Genomic DNA, 16,109 nt, shown 5'->3' on the forward strand with positions numbered 1-16,109 from the left:
TCACTGGCCTCCCATCATGGCGCCGATATTGTTCAAGGGAGCCATGCCGCGGGAGATTGAGCCGTTGATCTGGCCCGAGAGGCTGGAGCCGCCACCATGGCCGGCTGCTGCGCCTGCACCGAGGCCCACGCCGCCGCCGTTGTTGGTCAAGCCGGGAAGGTTGCCGCCAGGCAAAATGGCGCGAGTGATACTGGAGCCGCTGCTGATGTTCGCGTAGTCGTTATCGCTCAGCTCATTGGTGGCACGCAGAATCTGTGGCGCCGCATTGGCATTGACGGTGACGGGGTTGGGATCGACGCCGGCAGTGCGGCCTGCCATGTGGCCCTGGACGGTGCGCTGAATCACGATCACACCGTCGCCTGCCGCGAGCACTGGAAGGCTCACGCTGGTACTCAATACGCAGCTGATCAGCAGAAGGCTCAATGAGCCTGGATTAAGTGTCTTCACGACGGCGTTCCTTATTCTTGGCGCTGACCCTAAACAGCGCTGTCAGGAAGAGAGCAGGAGCTGTGCCGCTTTTTATTTTATGAACGGATTCAAGGCGTTATGAGCGCGACGAGCGCCGCGCAGGCAGGAGGTGTTCCAGAAGTGAGACAGCCGGCACGCGTGCAACCCGCCCGGCAGGTGTCTCAGGGATGAAACAGCGGGCGTCACAAACCCGGCAGTCCGCAGCCGGCTGTCAGCTCAGCCGGTGCAAGTGTTTCAAAAGTGGACAGTTACAGGCGCAGGGTGCCAGGGAGGAGGGCGCAGTCGCCTGGACCGAAGGTCAGCTTTTCGGGGTTTTACGCGGAATGGAATTGAGCACGGGGTTGCCGTCCTGGTTCTGGGTCAGGTAGACCGGCAGCACCTTGGGCAGGGAGGGGACGAGGTTGGACACTTCGTTGATGTTGTAGATACCACCAATGCGAATCGCGCCGGTGCCGGCGTCGGCCAACATCACGGGTTTGCTCAGGTAGCGGTTGATCAGCGGCAACGCGTCGGCCAGGGCCAGGTTGTCGAGGATCAGTTTGCCGTCACGCCAGGCCAGGGCGGTGTCGCCCGGGGCAATCGGCTGGGCCTGGGGGCTGGCGTCACCGTGGCTGTAACTGGCCTGCATCCCGGGGGACAGGCGCAGGCCGCTGTGGACGTCGTCACTGCTCACCAGCACCGAGCCTTGCAGCAGCATGACCCGTACGTGGTCTTCGTATTTCCAGACGTTGAACTGGGTGCCGGTCACCCGAACCTGGCCGTCGCCGGCGTGCACGATAAACGGGTGTTGCGGGTCATGGCTGACCTTGAAAAACGCCTCGCCCTTTTTCAGGATGACCCGGCGCTGGTCCTTGTAATTGCTGTAGACCAGTTCGGTGCCCAGGTTCAGCTCCACCTGGCTGCCATCGTCCAGGGTGACCTGGCGCAGGGTGTTTTCGGCTTCGTAATGTTTGTATGAGCTGGGCAGCCAACCGGCTTCCCAGCCGGTGAAGGCCGCCAGTGGCAACGCCACCAGGCAGATTGCTGCGGCCACCGCGTAATGGTTTAAACGGCTGCGAGGCTTCAACTGCATCACCACAGGCGCCGGCGCACTGCGTGGCAGGTGATCGGCAACGTCCCAGATTTCCAGCATGGCCGCATATTCGAAGGCGTGCAGTGGGTGCGCATCGTGCCACTGCTCGAAGGCCTGGCGCTCGACCGTCGTGCAGTCACCCGCATGCATGCGCATGCACCAGTGCGCAGCGGCATCGGTGATGGCGTCGTATTCGGCTTCTGAAAGGGACTTATCTGTCATTAACTCATCCTGATTTCCCACATTCTAACCTCCACAGCAGGACCGGGAGAACAGCCATCATGGCGAATGAACATCAATTGGAACTAATTCTCGTCTGCAAGGCCCTAAAAATCAGGACAGGTCACATTCTTTCCCTCAATGGAGTACGAAAATGTTGAAGAAAACCTTAGCCGCCCTCGTTGCAACCTCTGCCTTGCTCAGTGCCGGTGCTGCCTTGGCCGACAAGCCCGGTGCGGGCTGGATCACCATCGAAAAAGCCATCGAGACCGCCAAGACCAAGGCCGGTTATATCGAGATCTACAAGATCGAAGCCGACAACGATGGCTACTGGGAAGGGGAAGGGCGCAAGTCTGATGGCATCGTCTATGAGTTCCGCATCGACGGCGCCTCAGGCAACGTGTTGCGGGACCAGAAAGACTGATACGCGGTAAATGAACCTGCGCAGACCCGGTCCGGGCCTGCGCAGGCCTGTGTTTCAGGGCGTTTGGTGCGCCATCGACGGTATCGGATCCAGCTGACGTCCCAGGGTGGTAATCAGCAGGGTCAATGAGTCGGCGTTGTCCATCTGGGTATTGAAACGCCGGGTCAGGTTGGTTTTGAAAATCCCCCTCGCATTGCTCAAGTCCACGCCTCCGGTGGTCTGCAGAATCTGCTCCTTGATGTAGTCGTCGTCGGGATCTGTGCCTACGTCAGGGCCGATCACGCCCATGGCATCCATTGATTTGAACAAGTGCCCGATGGGCGTGCTCACCGAGTAGGAGTTTTCTTGCACGTCTTGCAGCCAGTCCCGCAGGTCGCGACCGGTCTGGGTCTGGACTTCGATCAGGTCGGAAAACGGCGATACCGTATTGAGGTACACAGCGTCGACGGTGTTGCGCACGATGTGGGTCAGTTCGTGGATAAGCGTCGTGGCGCGAGCATGGACCGGTTGGTCGAAGTAGCCGATCAAGTGGCTGTCATACAGCGACGCAGGGGGATCGAAGAAGTTGTCGGAAAGGTAGATGCGTCGGTCGGGGTCGTCGTCGATGGTAAAGGCCCAATGCCGCTCGGGCTCGACGATATGCGCTCCGGAAACGAATCGCGTCGAGTTGAGTGAGTAAAGCGACGGTTCCAGGACCTCGTCCAAGATAGCGGTAACGGTTTCCAGCAGTTTTTTTGCGAGCGCCTCGGGAAACCGCGCGGGCCCCGTATCGCGATCTGCCGGGATACCAAAGAAGCGATTGACGAAGCGATGCACCCGTGTGACGGGCGGGTACTTGGGGTCCAGCAGCTTGAGATTTTGTTGGCAGTTGTGCAGGTAAAACGTTGCCAGGTCCAGTGCGTCGACGATCGCCTGGGCCCTGTGTGGAGAGAGGCGCCGGATATTGGCCATGCCACGGGCTTCGATGTTCATGATCCTGCGGGCTGCTGCCCTGACTTCTCGCTGCTCGAGCATTCTGCTGAGCCCGGGGCCGAAGCGGCGGATGGGCGGACGGGTATCGACCCGCCATTTGCGTCCGGTATCCAGGCGCAAGCGAGGGCCTTTGGACTGTGCACTGAACAGCCGCCAGTGACTGCCCTGTTTTTCGGCGCGATAGACCTTGCCCGCGCAGGGAACGTAATGGTGGTTATTCTCCGATGTGTAGACCCCGGAGGCGCCGGCACTCAATTGTTCCAGGCTGGGTTCGTGCACCTCATAGGCCTGCAGCCGGGTGCGTTCTTGAGCCGTTATGTCGATGCCTGGCCAGGCCGGGGCGGTTTCCGTCGGTTCAGGTGCCGGCTGAGGGTCGTCTGGAGCCACAGGCGCCTGCATCAACTGGCGCAACGAGACCATTTGCCCGACGCCCGCGATAAACGACTCCAACGCTTCACGCCACTGGTGTTGCTGCAAGGCTTCGGCGGAGGCCTTGAACAGCCGGTAGCTCTGCCATATCACGATCGGCACCATCAGTTTGCCGGGCAGTAACCCGAGTGACTGTTGGAGGCCGCCGGTAAACAGCGCTTTGATGGTGTCCCAGGACGACTGGCCGTCGGGCTGATTCTGCTGTTCGAGCATGTGCAACATCAGCGCGGTGTTATCCCGGTACAACTGCTTGAGTGCATTGCCCATGATGGGCGTTGCTGCCAGGGTGATTTCAGACAGTTTCCCTGCGGTGGTGGCCCACAGGTTTTTATAGGTGGCTTGATTGCTGGCCGGCAGATGGCCAATGATCCAGTCCTGCAGCAGGCCGGGTATGTTGAGCCGAAGCAGCAAACTGGCCTCGTTTTCAAACTCCTGGAACGTCTGTTGCGGACCGTACGGCGTATACATCACCAGCGGGTTCTTTCCGGCGGCACTGATCAAGTAGACCCCCAGCGCCTTGACGGCGCGGGCGCCCGCCGTCGCAATCAACTCCAACGGGCGGATACTCGCGGTCGCGCCCTCGACGGTAGCGCGGGCGGTGGCGTCCGGCATATCGAGTATCTGTTCGATCAGGCCCAATCCGGTGACCGAGAGCCGCTCCTGCAGCTTCAGTGCATGGGCATGTTGCAGCAGTTGCCAGGGTAGCTGACGGATAAACCGTTGCTCTCGCTCCCCGGCACCGGGGTTGCCTGGGGTGAGTTTTTCGGTCAGGTAAGCCTGGTTGTCTTGCTTGAGTGTCAAGCGGGCAAGTATCTGACGTATGACCGTGGGCGTCAGGCCAACGGCCGCGGAGTCGACTTCAAAGGTGGCGGCCTGTTGTGTAACGTGATTCAGGGCGTAGTCCACCAGGTTCTGCCGCTGGCCGGCGAGCACCAGCTTGGGGGTGATGTACACGTTTTTCGGGGACACGGCGTAGGCCATCAACAAGCCGGTGAGTTTGTCGTGGGCATACTGCGAGAGGGAGAAAAAATCATGCAGGTAGTCTTTGTCGTCGCTGAGGCTCTGGCGGTATTGCTCAAGGATTTCGATATGGCGCTGTTGCTCCTTGATCGGTGCCATCCCCAGCCAGGCGGGTAACGACTGTTGCGCCATCAGGGTCTGGGCGATCCGTGACGTGTGGTCCAGGTCGGTGGCGGGTAGTGTCTGTTCCAGCGCAGCAAAACGGCTCAACAAGGCACCGCTCGATAAGCTCAGCGCCAGGCAGTGGGCGCGTTGCCCGATGTAATGCTCAATCCACGACTGTTGGCGGTGTTGCGCCACGGCGTCGTTGATCTGCATGAAGCTGCCCAGGGCGTAAGACTGGTGGGGCTTGAACTGGCGGGGGTCGAGGTTCTGCAGAAGCATCATGCGCTGCTCGGGGGCGGCGAGCCGGCGCTTGAGCTCGGTTTGCAGTTGGGCGACGTGGGTGAAGCTTTCAAGGCCCCGTGCCGGGGTCCACAGAATCGCCCGGCCGGAATGGGAAGGGTCCAGGCCGCCACGTTCGGTGAGCACCAGGCAATGCGCCAATGGCACCCTTTGCTTCTGGTTCTGCGGTTCGACGGTCAGCGCGAAGGCGTCTGGAATGAAGCCGTTGAGCCCCTGGCGCCGGCGCCGATCAGGGCGCTGATGATCAAACACGGTATTGATCAGCGCCTCGTCACGGGCGTCGAGGCTGTTGTTCAGGCGCCTGAGCCGGGCCTCTCCCTGAATGGCCACTGACATGGCATGGGCCATGGGCGCCTTGAGGGTTTCCAGGTGCTCACGGGGCATGTTGGCGATGTCGCGGCTGCGAAATTGGGTCAGTGCGGCATCGAGAATGGCGTTGGCCCGGGTGATATCGAGCGTGGTCAGTTTTTTTGCAAGTCCCTTTTCCGGGGCATGGTACAGACCGTAGTCGGGGGGCTGGGGAATAGGTCCCAGGCCACGGGTCAGGCGCCCGATGAAATAGCTGCTGAGGCTTTGGCTTTCCAGGAGCGGTGCCACGGCTGCATCGCTTGCGGTACTGGCGTATCGGTTGACGTAAATACCCTCCGGGTCGAGATCCGGCAGGCGGTGAAGGTTGAACTGCGCGATCAATACTTCCCGGACCTTGCTCGCCAATGCAGGTTGCGCGCGGATCTGCACGGCCAGGGATTGCTCGATACTGGCCATCTGTTTTTGCAGCAGGGCAACGCGTTCGGCGGTGAGCGAGACCGGGCGCGTGGGGTCGGCGAGTACTGAGTGCGGGGTCCAGCGTCCCTCGCTATCCAGGCCCGGAAGTTGGCTGTCAATCATGTAGCGCACGTCCAGTGCATGGTCCACCAGGGCCGATGGTTCTATACCGGCCCGGGTACGACGGTACAGGTCCAGGGCATAACCGAGGTTCTGCTGCTGTTTGGCGATGACCTCTTCGAACAATTGTTCAAACAGGTTGCCTTGCAGTTGTATGCCGGAAAACCGGGGGGCCTTGAAGCCGACAAACAATGCGCGCTCTTGCAGGGACATCAGGTTATAGAGGTTATTGTCATACCCTGGCGCCTTGACCATCGCCTCGAGTGTCTTCATCAGGTCCTCGTAGCTTCCGAGCACCTGCAGGCCCAATCCCGGCGTGTAGAAAAACGTCTTGGCGTTACCGATCATCAAGGTGCTGGCCAATGAAACGGTATTGGCGGGATGTTCCCAGATCAGCACGTTTTCGAAACGCAACGTATGGGTGTTATTCCCGACCAAGGTCTCTTCTGGCTCGTACAGCAGGGCCAGCGCCTGGCTTTGCGAGGCACTGATGATCGACTTTTGGCGCTTGAGCAGTATGTCCAGCCGGGCATTTGCCGCCATGGCCTGTGTGAAAAAGGTCCGGCGAGAGAGACTGGGTGATATTTCGGTGTTCCAGAACGTTACCAGGGCGCTCTGCAGGAACGGAACCAGTTGCCCGGCCGCTTGCTGAATCGCGGTTTCCCAGCGTGGTGCATCTGCCGGGTCCTTTGGGCGCCCGGGATGGAAAAATTCCCGGGTCTGCCCCACAGGCCAGTTTTGCTCGCGGTAAAACAACAACACGGCATCATTGATGTGCAGTGAGTCAAGCCAGCGGGGCGTGTTGCCTTGCACAGGCTGGCGGGCGAAAAAGCTTACATGGGCGGCGCTGGCATCCAGTCCCGGGAACGCGGGTCGACACACCACGTTGAGCAACTGCGACAGCAAGGTGCCCAGCGTGGGGAGCTGTTTTAATTCGGCCAGCATCGCCTGGCGGTTTTTATCCTGATAGGCGTTGAGGGTTTTTTCCTGTTCCTCAAAAACCCCCCCAAGGATGGCTTCGGTGGTCAGTACGGGGGTGTTGTCCGCTGCCCGTATGGCCTGTTGTTGCAAAGGTAGGAAACGCAGGAGTAGCGCGGCCTGCGCCGGATTTTTCAAACGTTCGCTCAACGCCGCCAGGGCTTGCGCGCGGTTATCGAATTTTTCCAGGCCGCCGTAGGGGGTGTAGAGGAACGCGTGAGGGTAAACGGCGTTGGAACTCATCATGAAGCTGCCGGCCAGTTCGGCGGCGTTGGGTGTGTTTTTGTCGAGCCAGAGGCGTTGCGCAATCATCGGCGGCGACTGCTGGCGACGCGCGGTGTCGGTGGCGAAAAACACCTTGCCGAGAAACTCGTGGTCCTTGCGGTCGAGGCCCAGGCGGCGTTCACGCTCCAAAACGTTCCAGCCATCGCGCAGGGCTTCCGGGAAAAAATAGGGTAGGGAGCTGTGGCTCATGTACCTGATCCTTGGACAAAGTGAGGGCGTCGACCCTACGCACCCGCGAGCGCCCAAGGCGCTAGATATGTCTGGCGTTCCCTGTCGACAGCCATGGGGCAAACCCTGTCTAATCGTCAGACCGATTCTTTGTACGCTGTTGCCCTTTCCAATAATTAAACGGGAGCTTCAGATGTCTGCATCGCCCTTGGATGTCGAGTCTTCATCAGAGCGACTCACTTACGCCCAATTGACCGACCTGCTGCGCCAGGTCTTCGTGCGCCACGGCACATCGGCCGACGTGGCCCGGGTGCTTGCCGAGAACTGCGCCAGCGCCGAACGTGATGGCGCCCACAGCCACGGCGTGTTTCGCATTCCCGGTTATGTTTCCACCCTGGCCAGTGGCTGGGTCAACGGCAAGGCCGTGCCGGTGGTAGAGGACGTCGCCAGTGGTTTCATTCGCGTCGATGCCGCCAATGGCTTCGCCCAGCCCGCGCTGCAAGCCGCCCGCCCGCTGTTGGTGGAGAAGGCCCGAAGCGCCGGGATCGCCTTGCTGGCGATTCACAATTCCCATCACTTCGCGGCCCTTTGGCCGGATGTCGAGCCCTTCGCCGAAGAAGGCCTGGTTGCCTTGAGCGTGGTCAACAGCATGACCTGCGTAGTGCCCCACGGGGCAGACCGGCCGCTGTTCGGCACCAACCCCATTGCCTTCGCGGCGCCCCGTGCCGATGGCTTGCCGATCGTCTTTGACCTGGCCACCAGCGCCATCGCCCACGGCGACGTCCAGATTGCCGCGCGCAAAGGCGAACGCCTGCCGCCGGGCATCGGCGTGGACAGCCTCGGCCAGCCGACCCAGGACCCCAAGGCAATTCTCGAAGGCGGCGCGCTGCTGCCGTTTGGCGGGCACAAGGGCTCGGCGTTGTCGATGATGGTCGAGTTGCTGGCAGCGGCCCTCACGGGCGGTAATTTCTCGTTTGAGTTCAACTGGTCCGATCACCCGGGTGCCCGCACGCCATGGACCGGCCAGTTGCTGATCGTGATCGACCCGAGCAAGACCGCCGGGCAGAGCTTCGCCGAGCGCAGCCAGGAGCTGGTGCGGCAGATGCATGCGGCAGGGTTACGGCGTTTGCCGGGGGATCGGCGTCATCGCACACGGGCGAAGGCCCTGGCAGACGGGATTGAGCTGGATACGCAGGAATTGAAGCGGTTGCGGGTGCTGGCACAGGTGTGAAGCGCGCTGCGCCCGGGGAGGGCGCAGGCGTTTTGTCAGGTCAGTTGCGGCGACCCAGCAACAGGCCGACCACCAGGCCAAACCCGGCGGAAATCGCCACGGTCTGCCATGGATGGCCACCAATGTACGTCTCGGTGGCGTCTACCACCGGCTTGCTGCGCTCGCGCACATTGGACACTGAGTCCAGGGCCTGCTTGAGCTTGATAGCGACCTGTTCGCGCAGGGTTTCACCTTCTTCTCCCACCAGTGACGCACTGCTTTTGAGCAGCTTGTCCGATTCTTCGATCAGCGCGGTCAGCTCACTGAACGCTTGATCCTTGATTTGCTCTTCGACGGCTTGGGCGGCAGATTTGCGGGCCATTGGGTTAACTCCTTGCAGGTGAATGTGGCAATAAATGCGCTCGATGAAGAATGGAGTGTTTGAAGCTGGCAAAAGTTGCAGGTTTTTTTCCTGAGGTCAGCTTAGGTGAAATCCAGGCCAAGAAAATTCGACCTACAGTGTAAGATGTCACCTATTTGTGCAGCAGGTAATTCAACATGAGCTTCAATCTGGCCAACAAGCCCCTCGCCGAGCGCGCCGCGCTGGAAGATGAAAAGTCCCGTCTCTATGACCTGTGGCAAAGCAACCTGGGCAAGGCCAAGGGCGAAGCCGCCCGCCTGTTTGGCGAACGTGCCAAGCGCAAGGGCAAATGGGCCGAATGGGTGCGTGCGGAACTGGACGGCATGTCGCCGCCGGAGTTTTCCAACATGGTGCGCAGTGAAGTCAATCGGTTGATGGCGGCGAAGTAAAACACGCCTCAATCGCCTCACGCACCAGGCGCTGCAAGGGATCGAGCTGTGCCTGGGTGCGCCAGCCCAGCTCCACCGGGTAGCGCGGCAAGGTCAGCGGGCAGGGCAGCACCGTCAGCTCGGTCATGCGTGCGATGGCCTGGGCCGCGTGACCGGGGATGGTCGCCACCGCCTGGCTGCCCTTGAGCAGAAACGGTAGCGCGGCAAAATGGGTGGTGGAAGCGCCCACGTGCCGGCTCAAGCCCTGCGCGGCCAGGCCCTCGTCGGTAATCCCGATAAATCCCCCAGACGATACCAACACATGTTCACGCCTCACGAACTCGTCGAGGTCGATGGCCTGTTGTCCCGGCGCCAGGCTGGCGGGGTCCACCAGGCACGCATAATGGCCTTCCCCGAGTACCTGGCGGCTCAGCCGGCGCTCGGCAAAACCGCCGGCGGTGATCGCCAGGTCCAGGCTGCGGTCGAGCAGGGCACCGGCGACGATCTGGCTGTGGGTCTGGCGGAAAATCAGCCGCAGCTTCGGCGCCCGCCGGGCGATCTCATCGATCAGCCGGCGGCCGTAGGCAATTTCGAAATCATCCGACAACCCCAACACCACCGAACGGCCCTGATAATGGCTGCCCTGCGGGTCGACCATGGCCAGGCTCTGGCGGCAACGGTCGAGTGCTTCGCTGATCACCGGTTTCAACTGGTTGGCCCGCAAGGTCGGCGCCAGGCCCCGGCCGGTGCGCACGAACAATTGATCGCCATACACATCGCGCAAGCGGCGCAGTGCGGCACTGATGGCCGACTGCGTGACCCCAAGGCGCAGGGCGGCGCGGCTGGCGCTGGATTCGTCGTGCAAGGCTTCGAAGGTTTTCAGCAGGTTGAGGTCGACGTTGGCGATATTCATCGGGTTCATAGTGCGTGGCTGGATATGTCCCGAATGTATAACGCCCCTACACCAGCTGCAATTTTCTCTTGGCCACCCACAGCGCACTGATACTCAGCGCGGCTGCCGCAATCAGGTAAAAGCTCGGCGCCAGTTGCGAGCCGGTCAGCGCGATCAGCCCGGTTGCGATCACGGGGGCAAAGCCACCGAAAATGGTCACGGCCAGGTTGTAGCTCAGCGACATGCCGGTCACCCGGGTGCGCACAGGAAACACATCGGCCATGAGGGATGCCAGCGGTGCGAAGTAGACCGCCTTGATCAAGGCCATCATGGACACCACCAGCAACAACGAGGTTGCGCTGGGTACTGTGTTGAGCCAGACGAATGCCGGAAAGATCGCGAGGATGTAGACGGCCGAGGCCCAGAGCATGATTTTGATCCGGCTGACATAACCGGTGATGAACCCGACCACCGGCGTGACCACGGTCAGGATGAGCCCACCTGACAGCGTGGCCAAAAAGCCTGTGGACTGGGGAATGTTCAAGGTGGTCGCGGCATAGGACGGCATGTACTTGATCATGAAGTTGGACGCCGTGGACACGATCAGCACGCCCATGGCCACCAGCAACAAGGTCTTCTGCGAGAACAGCACCTCCCGCAGCGGCCGGGAGCCCGCTTCACTTTCCTTGAAGTCGGGGGACTCATCCACCGTGCGGCGGATGTACAGGCCCACCGGGCCGAGGATCAAGCCAAAGAAAAACGGCACGCGCCAACCCCAGTCGAACATCTGCTGGTCGTTCAGGCTGGTGGTCAAAAAGTAGCCGAACAACGAGGCGATGACCACGCCAAACCCCTGGCTAGCAAACTGCAGGCTCGCGACAAAGTTGCGGGTCTTTTGCGGGGCATGTTCCATCATGAAGGCGGTGGAGCTGCCGAACTCACCGCCTGCCGAGAAGCCCTGGAGCAGACGGGCCAGCAGAATGCCAATCGGCGCGATAATCCCGATGGCGGCATAGCCGGGCATGACCGCGATCATCGCCGTGCCGATCAGCATCAGCATGATCGACAGCGTCAACGCTTTCTTGCGGCCCTGCCGGTCGGCATAGGAACCCAGCACGGCGGCGCCCAACGGACGGATCAGAAACGACAGCCCGAAGGTCGCAAAGGCCAGAAACAGCGAGACCGCCGGGTCTGCGGCCGGGAAAAATACCTTGCTGATGGTCAGCGCAAAATAGGCGTACACCGACAGGTCAAACCATTCAAGCGTGTTACCGATCAAGGCGGCGCCCACGGGCTTCCAGAGGGGCGTCGCAGTTGCGACCGCGGGTGAAACGGTGGGGGACGATAACGCTGTCATGCTTGACGCTCCTGATTTTATAAGGGGGTGAGCGGCAGATAAAAAGGGTCGGGCTGACCCCGATTTTTTATTGTGGTTGGGGGGGCGTGAGGTGACCCAGGTCCCAGAACAGCGAGGTCATGATTTGCAGCCCCTCAAGGGCTACCGAGCCCAACAGGTGTTCATCCGGAGCATGCTGTGAACAGCCGGGGTAGGAGTGCGGTATCCACAACGTAGGCAGGCCCAATATGTCTGCGAAAATATCGTTGGGCAGGGTGCCCGCAAGGTTCGGTAACACGGCGACAGGCCGGTGGGTGGCGTCGGCAATCGACTGTCTGGCGAAGTGCACCCACGGGTTGTCAGGGTCCAGCCGGCTGGCAGGTGTACAACGATCCATCACGATATTGACCTGTTGAAAGCCCTCGGCATCCAGGTGCTGGCGCAGCAGCTGCTCCAAGTGTTGCCAGTCGGTGCCTACCACGAAGCGCAACTGGCAATGAGCGGTGGCGCCGGGTGGAATGGCATTCACCGGTTTGGATGGATTACCGGCGGTAAACGCCAGCACCTCCAGGGTGTTCCAGCCGAACAGTCGCTCACCCAAGGTCAAGCCGGGCTCGCCCCATTGCACATCCAACGGACGGCCCAGCGAATGCTGATCAATGCCCAGTTCACGGATGGCTTCGCGCACCGACTCGGGGATGGCGCCCGGCACCAGCGTTCGGCAGCGAATACGACCGTTCTGGTCCACCAGACTGGCCAATGCATTGGCCAGCACCACGGCGGGGTTGGACATCACGCCGCCCCAGTTCCCCGAGTGCAGGCCCTTGTCCCGCGCCTTGACGCTCAGGGAAAACAGCGCGGAACCCCTCGAACCGAGAAATATCGTCGGGCGGCTGTCGTTCAAGCGCGGGCCGTCGGAGGCGATGAACACATCGGCTTGCAACAACGCCTGGTGCGTCGTGCACACCTCGCGCAGCCCGGGAGAGCCGCATTCCTCACCGGTTTCAAACAGCACTTTGACGTTGAAGCCCAAGCGTCCGTCCCGTTGTTTGATGACGTGTTCGAGGGCCGTCAGGTTGATGCTGTGCTGGCCTTTGTTATCCGCGGTCCCACGGCCGTACCAACGATCGCCTTCGACGGTCAGCGTCCAAGGGTTGAGGCCCTCGCGCCATTGCTCGTCATAACCGAGTACCACGTCGCCATGCCCGTACGTCAGTACTGTCGGCAGGTCGTCCGCTTCATGACGTGATGCGAACAGCAAAGGCCCGGCGCCGGACGGGTTATCGAGCAGTTGGCATTCAAAACCCATACCTGCCAGCGCAGGCTGTATTTCCTGTTGCAGATACCGCGTCAGTTCGTGGGCTTGGCCGGGATTCTGGCTTTCGCTGCGAATGGCAATCCGTCGGCGCAGATCGGCTTCAAAATGGCCGTCGTCCAGGTACTGGCGAACATTCGCGAGCGCTTGTTGCTTGGACATGACAGTTCCGGTGTGTGCTTGGGTTCAATCCAATATAGAAGTCACGTATCGCTCTGTATATTGCTGTTTTTTGACGTTTGACTTCTAATAAATAGATGCCTTGCTAAAGGAACCAAACCGTGGACTATCGCTATTTTCTGGCCGTGATCGACTCGGGGTCGCTTGCTGCTGCCGGTGAACGCTTGCATATCGCGCCCAGCGCCGTCAGTCGCCAGATCTCCCTGTTGGAAGAAAGTATCGGGGTGCCGTTGTTCGAGCGACGGCCACGGGGCATGCAGCCGACGGCTGCCGGCAGCGCCTTGGCTGATCATGCACGACGTGCCTCGCTGGAGGAGCAAAGCCTGCTGTCGGAGTTGCGGGCGGGGGATTACCCAGGCGCGAAAGTGGTTCGGCTGGTGTCAACCGAGGGGCTTTCCCGTTACTTCCTGCCTCAGGTACTGATCCGGCATTACCAGCAACATCCGGCGTTCCAGTATGTGCTGGAGGTGATGTCGCCTCACGAATGTGCGGATAAAGTGAGGCGCGGCGAGGCGGATGTGGGGCTGGTCTTCAGTACCGAGCCTATCGACGGTGTCGAGGTTCTGCATTCAAGCCGCTCGGCGATCCGCGCCGTGATGCGTGTGGGGCATCCATTGGCGACGCTCAAGCAGGTGCCCCTTCGATCACTCTCACATTACCCATTGGCGCTGACGCCAAAGGGCTCCACTCAACGGCAGTTGTTTGACCTCGTTTGCCAGATGGAAGGGCTGTCATTCAATCACGTCATGACGTGCAACTATTCGGGCGCCATCCATGAATTTGTTCGCAACACGGACACCATTGCGTTTGGCGGGGCGATCAGTCATCGGGCGAATGGAAGCGATGATTTGATATCGGTTGCGCTGTCGAACCCACAATTTTCAGACCGCACAATCCAGGTGCTGACGATGCCCAAACGCGCATTGCCGGCGGCGCTTGAGCTTTTTATCGAAACCCTTATCGGATCCCTGAAAGACGTTAACTGATGGGAGTGGATATTTATTTGGCTCATATCAGTTAGCAGTGAAGTGGGCTTTATTCATGAATGCTCCTGACTGGAGAATGGGTAACCCCATTGATTCGGAGTGATCGTGATGCCCATTTCTACCGTGGCTGCGCTGCAAATCGGTTCCCTGCCGGGTGGCAAGGCCGAGACCCTGGAACAGATCCTGTCTTACGAGGACGAAATCCTGCGCAGCGGTGCGCAACTGGTGGTAATGCCTGAAGCCTTGCTCGGGGGATATCCCAAGGGTGAAGGCTTTGGCACACAGCTGGGTTATCGCCTGCCGGAAGGCCGCGAGGCCTTTGCCCGTTATTTTGCCAATGCGATTGATGTGCCGGGGGCGGAGACCGAGGCGTTGGCCGGGTTGTCCGCGCGTACCGGGGCGAGTTTGGTGCTGGGTGTGATTGAGCGCAGTGGCAGCACCCTGTATTGCACTGTGTTGTATATCGAGCCGGTGGGCGGGTTGGTGGCCAAGCATCGCAAGTTGATGCCTACCGGGACCGAGCGGCTGATTTGGGGCAAGGGCGACGGCTCGACATTGCCGGTGGTTGATACGGCGGTGGGGCGCATTGGTGGCGCGGTGTGCTGGGAGAACATGATGCCGTTGTTGCGTACGGCGATGTACGCCAAGGGCGTGGAGGTGTGGTGTGCGCCGACGGTGGACGAGCGGGAGATGTGGCAGGTGAGCATGCGGCATGTTGCGCATGAGGGGCGGTGTTTTGTGGTGAGTGCGTGTCAGGTGCAGGCGTCGCCCCAGGCGTTGGGCGTGGAGGTGGCGAACTGGCCTGGGGATCGGCCGTTGATTGCCGGTGGCAGCGTGATCGTCGGGCCCATGGGGGACATTCTTGCGGGGCCGTTGCTGGATGGGGCGGGGTTGCTGGTGGCGCGGATTGATACCGATGATCTGGTGCGGGCGCGGTATGACTATGATGTGGTTGGGCATTATGCCCGGCCTGACATTTTTGAGTTGATCGTGGATGAGCGGGGTAAGCCGGGGGTGCGGTTTATTGCTGACTGAGTACATATCCGTTATTTAGGTAACGGCCGCCTATGGTTCCGCTCTTACAGCGGGTCACTTTGGAAAAGCCCCAAAGTAACCAAAGGGCTCTGCCCCGCCTGTCGGCACCTCGCCTAGGCTCGGTGTTCCCTCACTCCGGCGATGCTCCGCGGGCCGCCGCGATGGGCCATCCTTGGCCCAGCGCGGCTAAACCGGCGTCCTGCCGGTTTACCCGCTCCGCACCACCTGCGTTCGGCCTCGGGCTTATTGGGGCAGTCAGAGCCAGATCAAAATCAAAATCTACAGCACAGCGGCCTACAGGCCGGCTTGAGTGGTAGAAGCCACAGCAAAAGCCAAAGCGAAAGCAGAGCTGCTTTTCTGTAGGAGCCGGCTTTCCGGCGATGGCATCACCTCGGTGTGTCTGATGTACCGAGTTGTCTGCATCGCAGGCAAGCCAGCTCCTACAGTTGGACCGTGCCCGCTTTAGATTTTGATTTTGCTTTTGCTTCACACCACTCAAGCCGGCCTGTAGGCCGCTGTGCTGTTGATCTGCTTTTGATCTTGATCTTGGGCGCCCCGTTAAACCACGCTGGCCGAACGCAGGTAGTACGGAGCGGGTAAACCGGCAGGACGCCGGTTTAGCCGCGACGGGGCAGGGACGCCCCGTCGCGGCGGCCCGCGGAGTAGTACCGGAGTGAGGGCACACCGAGCCTGAGCGAGGTGCCGAGTGGTGGGGCAAGAGCCTTTTGGTTACTTTTGGGCTCTTTTTGTACGGACCGGACACATGGTGGACACATGTACGGGGACATGGTTGACACATTATGAACCGTAATCAGGCTGCTTCACGTCGATCGTTCGCAAAAAGTGATGGCAGAAATAGACATCAAACAGCCCGTCACTTTCAGTGTTCGGACGTAGTGCAACGTGATGTCCAGCCAGGCCTTTGGCGATCCTGAAGTAGCGCTTCTGAAACTTAAATCGACTGTGATAAACCTTGGCCTTTAAATCGTCCGGCCCGTACTCAAACTCCAAAAGCGTCTCCGGATAAGCCCAGGGGCTTTC

General features: G+C 60.5%; 12 protein-coding genes and 1 pseudogene. 5 read left to right on the forward strand and 8 right to left on the reverse strand.

Features of this window, described 5'->3' with window-relative positions:
* Together P3C29_RS09285 and P3C29_RS09290 are read right to left on the reverse strand one after the other, a co-directional pair.
* Entirely contained in the window at positions 1-447 is a 447-nt protein-coding gene (locus P3C29_RS09285) for a hypothetical protein (RefSeq protein ID WP_275964359.1), read from the reverse strand.
* A 319-nt stretch (positions 448-766) separates the two neighbouring features.
* On the reverse strand, positions 767-1,762 hold the full coding sequence (locus P3C29_RS09290) for a FecR family protein (RefSeq protein WP_201123590.1): 996 nt from the start codon (positions 1,760-1,762) through the stop codon (positions 767-769).
* 151 nt (positions 1,763-1,913) lie between these two features.
* Here P3C29_RS09290 and P3C29_RS09295 point away from each other — a divergent pair, with 151 nt between their 5' ends.
* Entirely contained in the window at positions 1,914-2,183 is a 270-nt protein-coding gene (locus P3C29_RS09295) for a PepSY domain-containing protein (RefSeq protein ID WP_010172920.1), read from the forward strand.
* 54 nt (positions 2,184-2,237) lie between these two features.
* On the opposite strand, the gene P3C29_RS09300 is transcribed toward P3C29_RS09295, so the two are convergent.
* Positions 2,238-7,346: a DUF6543 domain-containing protein gene (locus tag P3C29_RS09300; RefSeq protein WP_275964360.1), complete on the reverse strand. Its 5,109-nt coding sequence runs from the start codon at positions 7,344-7,346 to the stop codon at positions 2,238-2,240.
* 172 nt (positions 7,347-7,518) lie between these two features.
* Here P3C29_RS09300 and P3C29_RS09305 point away from each other — a divergent pair, with 172 nt between their 5' ends.
* Positions 7,519-8,556 (forward strand): Ldh family oxidoreductase, encoded by a 1,038-nt coding sequence (locus P3C29_RS09305; protein WP_169388150.1) that lies wholly within the window; start codon positions 7,519-7,521, stop codon positions 8,554-8,556.
* 40 nt (positions 8,557-8,596) lie between these two features.
* Here the strand turns inward: P3C29_RS09305 and P3C29_RS09310 are convergent, their stop codons facing one another.
* Positions 8,597-8,917: a DUF883 family protein gene (locus tag P3C29_RS09310; protein ID WP_010172915.1), complete on the reverse strand. Its 321-nt coding sequence runs from the start codon at positions 8,915-8,917 to the stop codon at positions 8,597-8,599.
* Between the two features lie 176 nt (positions 8,918-9,093).
* Here P3C29_RS09310 and P3C29_RS09315 point away from each other — a divergent pair, with 176 nt between their 5' ends.
* Positions 9,094-9,345, forward strand: coding sequence for a hypothetical protein (locus P3C29_RS09315; protein WP_003217960.1), 252 nt, complete (start codon positions 9,094-9,096; stop codon positions 9,343-9,345).
* Here the strand turns inward: P3C29_RS09315 and P3C29_RS09320 are convergent.
* The 3 genes from P3C29_RS09320 to P3C29_RS09330 form a co-directional block, all read right to left on the reverse strand.
* On the reverse strand, positions 9,320-10,237 hold the full coding sequence (locus tag P3C29_RS09320) for a LysR family transcriptional regulator (RefSeq protein WP_201123595.1): 918 nt from the start codon (positions 10,235-10,237) through the stop codon (positions 9,320-9,322). The two genes, P3C29_RS09315 and P3C29_RS09320, sit on opposite strands and share 26 nt — an antisense overlap.
* A gap of 46 nt (positions 10,238-10,283) precedes the next feature.
* On the reverse strand, positions 10,284-11,573 hold the full coding sequence (locus P3C29_RS09325; RefSeq protein ID WP_201123597.1) for an MFS transporter: 1,290 nt from the start codon (positions 11,571-11,573) through the stop codon (positions 10,284-10,286).
* A gap of 67 nt (positions 11,574-11,640) precedes the next feature.
* On the reverse strand, positions 11,641-13,029 hold the full coding sequence (locus P3C29_RS09330; protein WP_275964362.1) for a M20 family metallopeptidase: 1,389 nt from the start codon (positions 13,027-13,029) through the stop codon (positions 11,641-11,643).
* A 119-nt stretch (positions 13,030-13,148) separates the two neighbouring features.
* On the opposite strand from P3C29_RS09330, the gene P3C29_RS09335 reads away from it, so the two are divergent.
* Positions 13,149-14,033 carry a LysR family transcriptional regulator gene (locus tag P3C29_RS09335; protein WP_275964363.1) on the forward strand — a complete coding sequence of 295 codons (885 nt, stop codon included), beginning with the start codon at positions 13,149-13,151 and terminating at the stop codon, positions 14,031-14,033.
* Between the two features lie 108 nt (positions 14,034-14,141).
* Positions 14,142-15,068: a carbon-nitrogen hydrolase family protein gene (locus tag P3C29_RS09340; protein ID WP_201123601.1), complete on the forward strand. Its 927-nt coding sequence runs from the start codon at positions 14,142-14,144 to the stop codon at positions 15,066-15,068.
* Positions 15,069-15,866: 798 nt separating this feature from the next.
* Here P3C29_RS09340 and P3C29_RS09345 read toward each other — a convergent pair.
* Positions 15,867-16,109: pseudogene (locus P3C29_RS09345) on the reverse strand (IS481 family transposase); the annotation flags it as partial.

Origin of the sequence: Pseudomonas sp. 1912-s, from assembly GCF_029269205.1 — a bacterium.
GTDB lineage: Bacteria > Pseudomonadota > Gammaproteobacteria > Pseudomonadales > Pseudomonadaceae > Aquipseudomonas.

What these genes read in the sequence shown, in the direction of transcription:
- P3C29_RS09290 (WP_201123590.1), bottom strand. Translation starts at nt 1,762, where the DNA reads ATGACAGATAAGTCCCTTTCAGAAGCCGAATACGACGCCATCACCGAT.
- P3C29_RS09295 (WP_010172920.1), top strand. Translation starts at nt 1,914, where the DNA reads ATGTTGAAGAAAACCTTAGCCGCCCTCGTTGCAACCTCTGCCTTGCTC.
- P3C29_RS09300 (WP_275964360.1), bottom strand. Translation starts at nt 7,346, where the DNA reads ATGAGCCACAGCTCCCTACCCTATTTTTTCCCGGAAGCCCTGCGCGAT.
- P3C29_RS09305 (WP_169388150.1), top strand. Translation starts at nt 7,519, where the DNA reads ATGTCTGCATCGCCCTTGGATGTCGAGTCTTCATCAGAGCGACTCACT.
- P3C29_RS09310 (WP_010172915.1), bottom strand. Translation starts at nt 8,917, where the DNA reads ATGGCCCGCAAATCTGCCGCCCAAGCCGTCGAAGAGCAAATCAAGGAT.
- P3C29_RS09315 (WP_003217960.1), top strand. Translation starts at nt 9,094, where the DNA reads ATGAGCTTCAATCTGGCCAACAAGCCCCTCGCCGAGCGCGCCGCGCTG.
- P3C29_RS09320 (WP_201123595.1), bottom strand. Translation starts at nt 10,237, where the DNA reads ATGAATATCGCCAACGTCGACCTCAACCTGCTGAAAACCTTCGAAGCC.
- P3C29_RS09325 (WP_201123597.1), bottom strand. Translation starts at nt 11,573, where the DNA reads ATGACAGCGTTATCGTCCCCCACCGTTTCACCCGCGGTCGCAACTGCG.
- P3C29_RS09330 (WP_275964362.1), bottom strand. Translation starts at nt 13,029, where the DNA reads ATGTCCAAGCAACAAGCGCTCGCGAATGTTCGCCAGTACCTGGACGAC.
- P3C29_RS09340 (WP_201123601.1), top strand. Translation starts at nt 14,142, where the DNA reads ATGCCCATTTCTACCGTGGCTGCGCTGCAAATCGGTTCCCTGCCGGGT.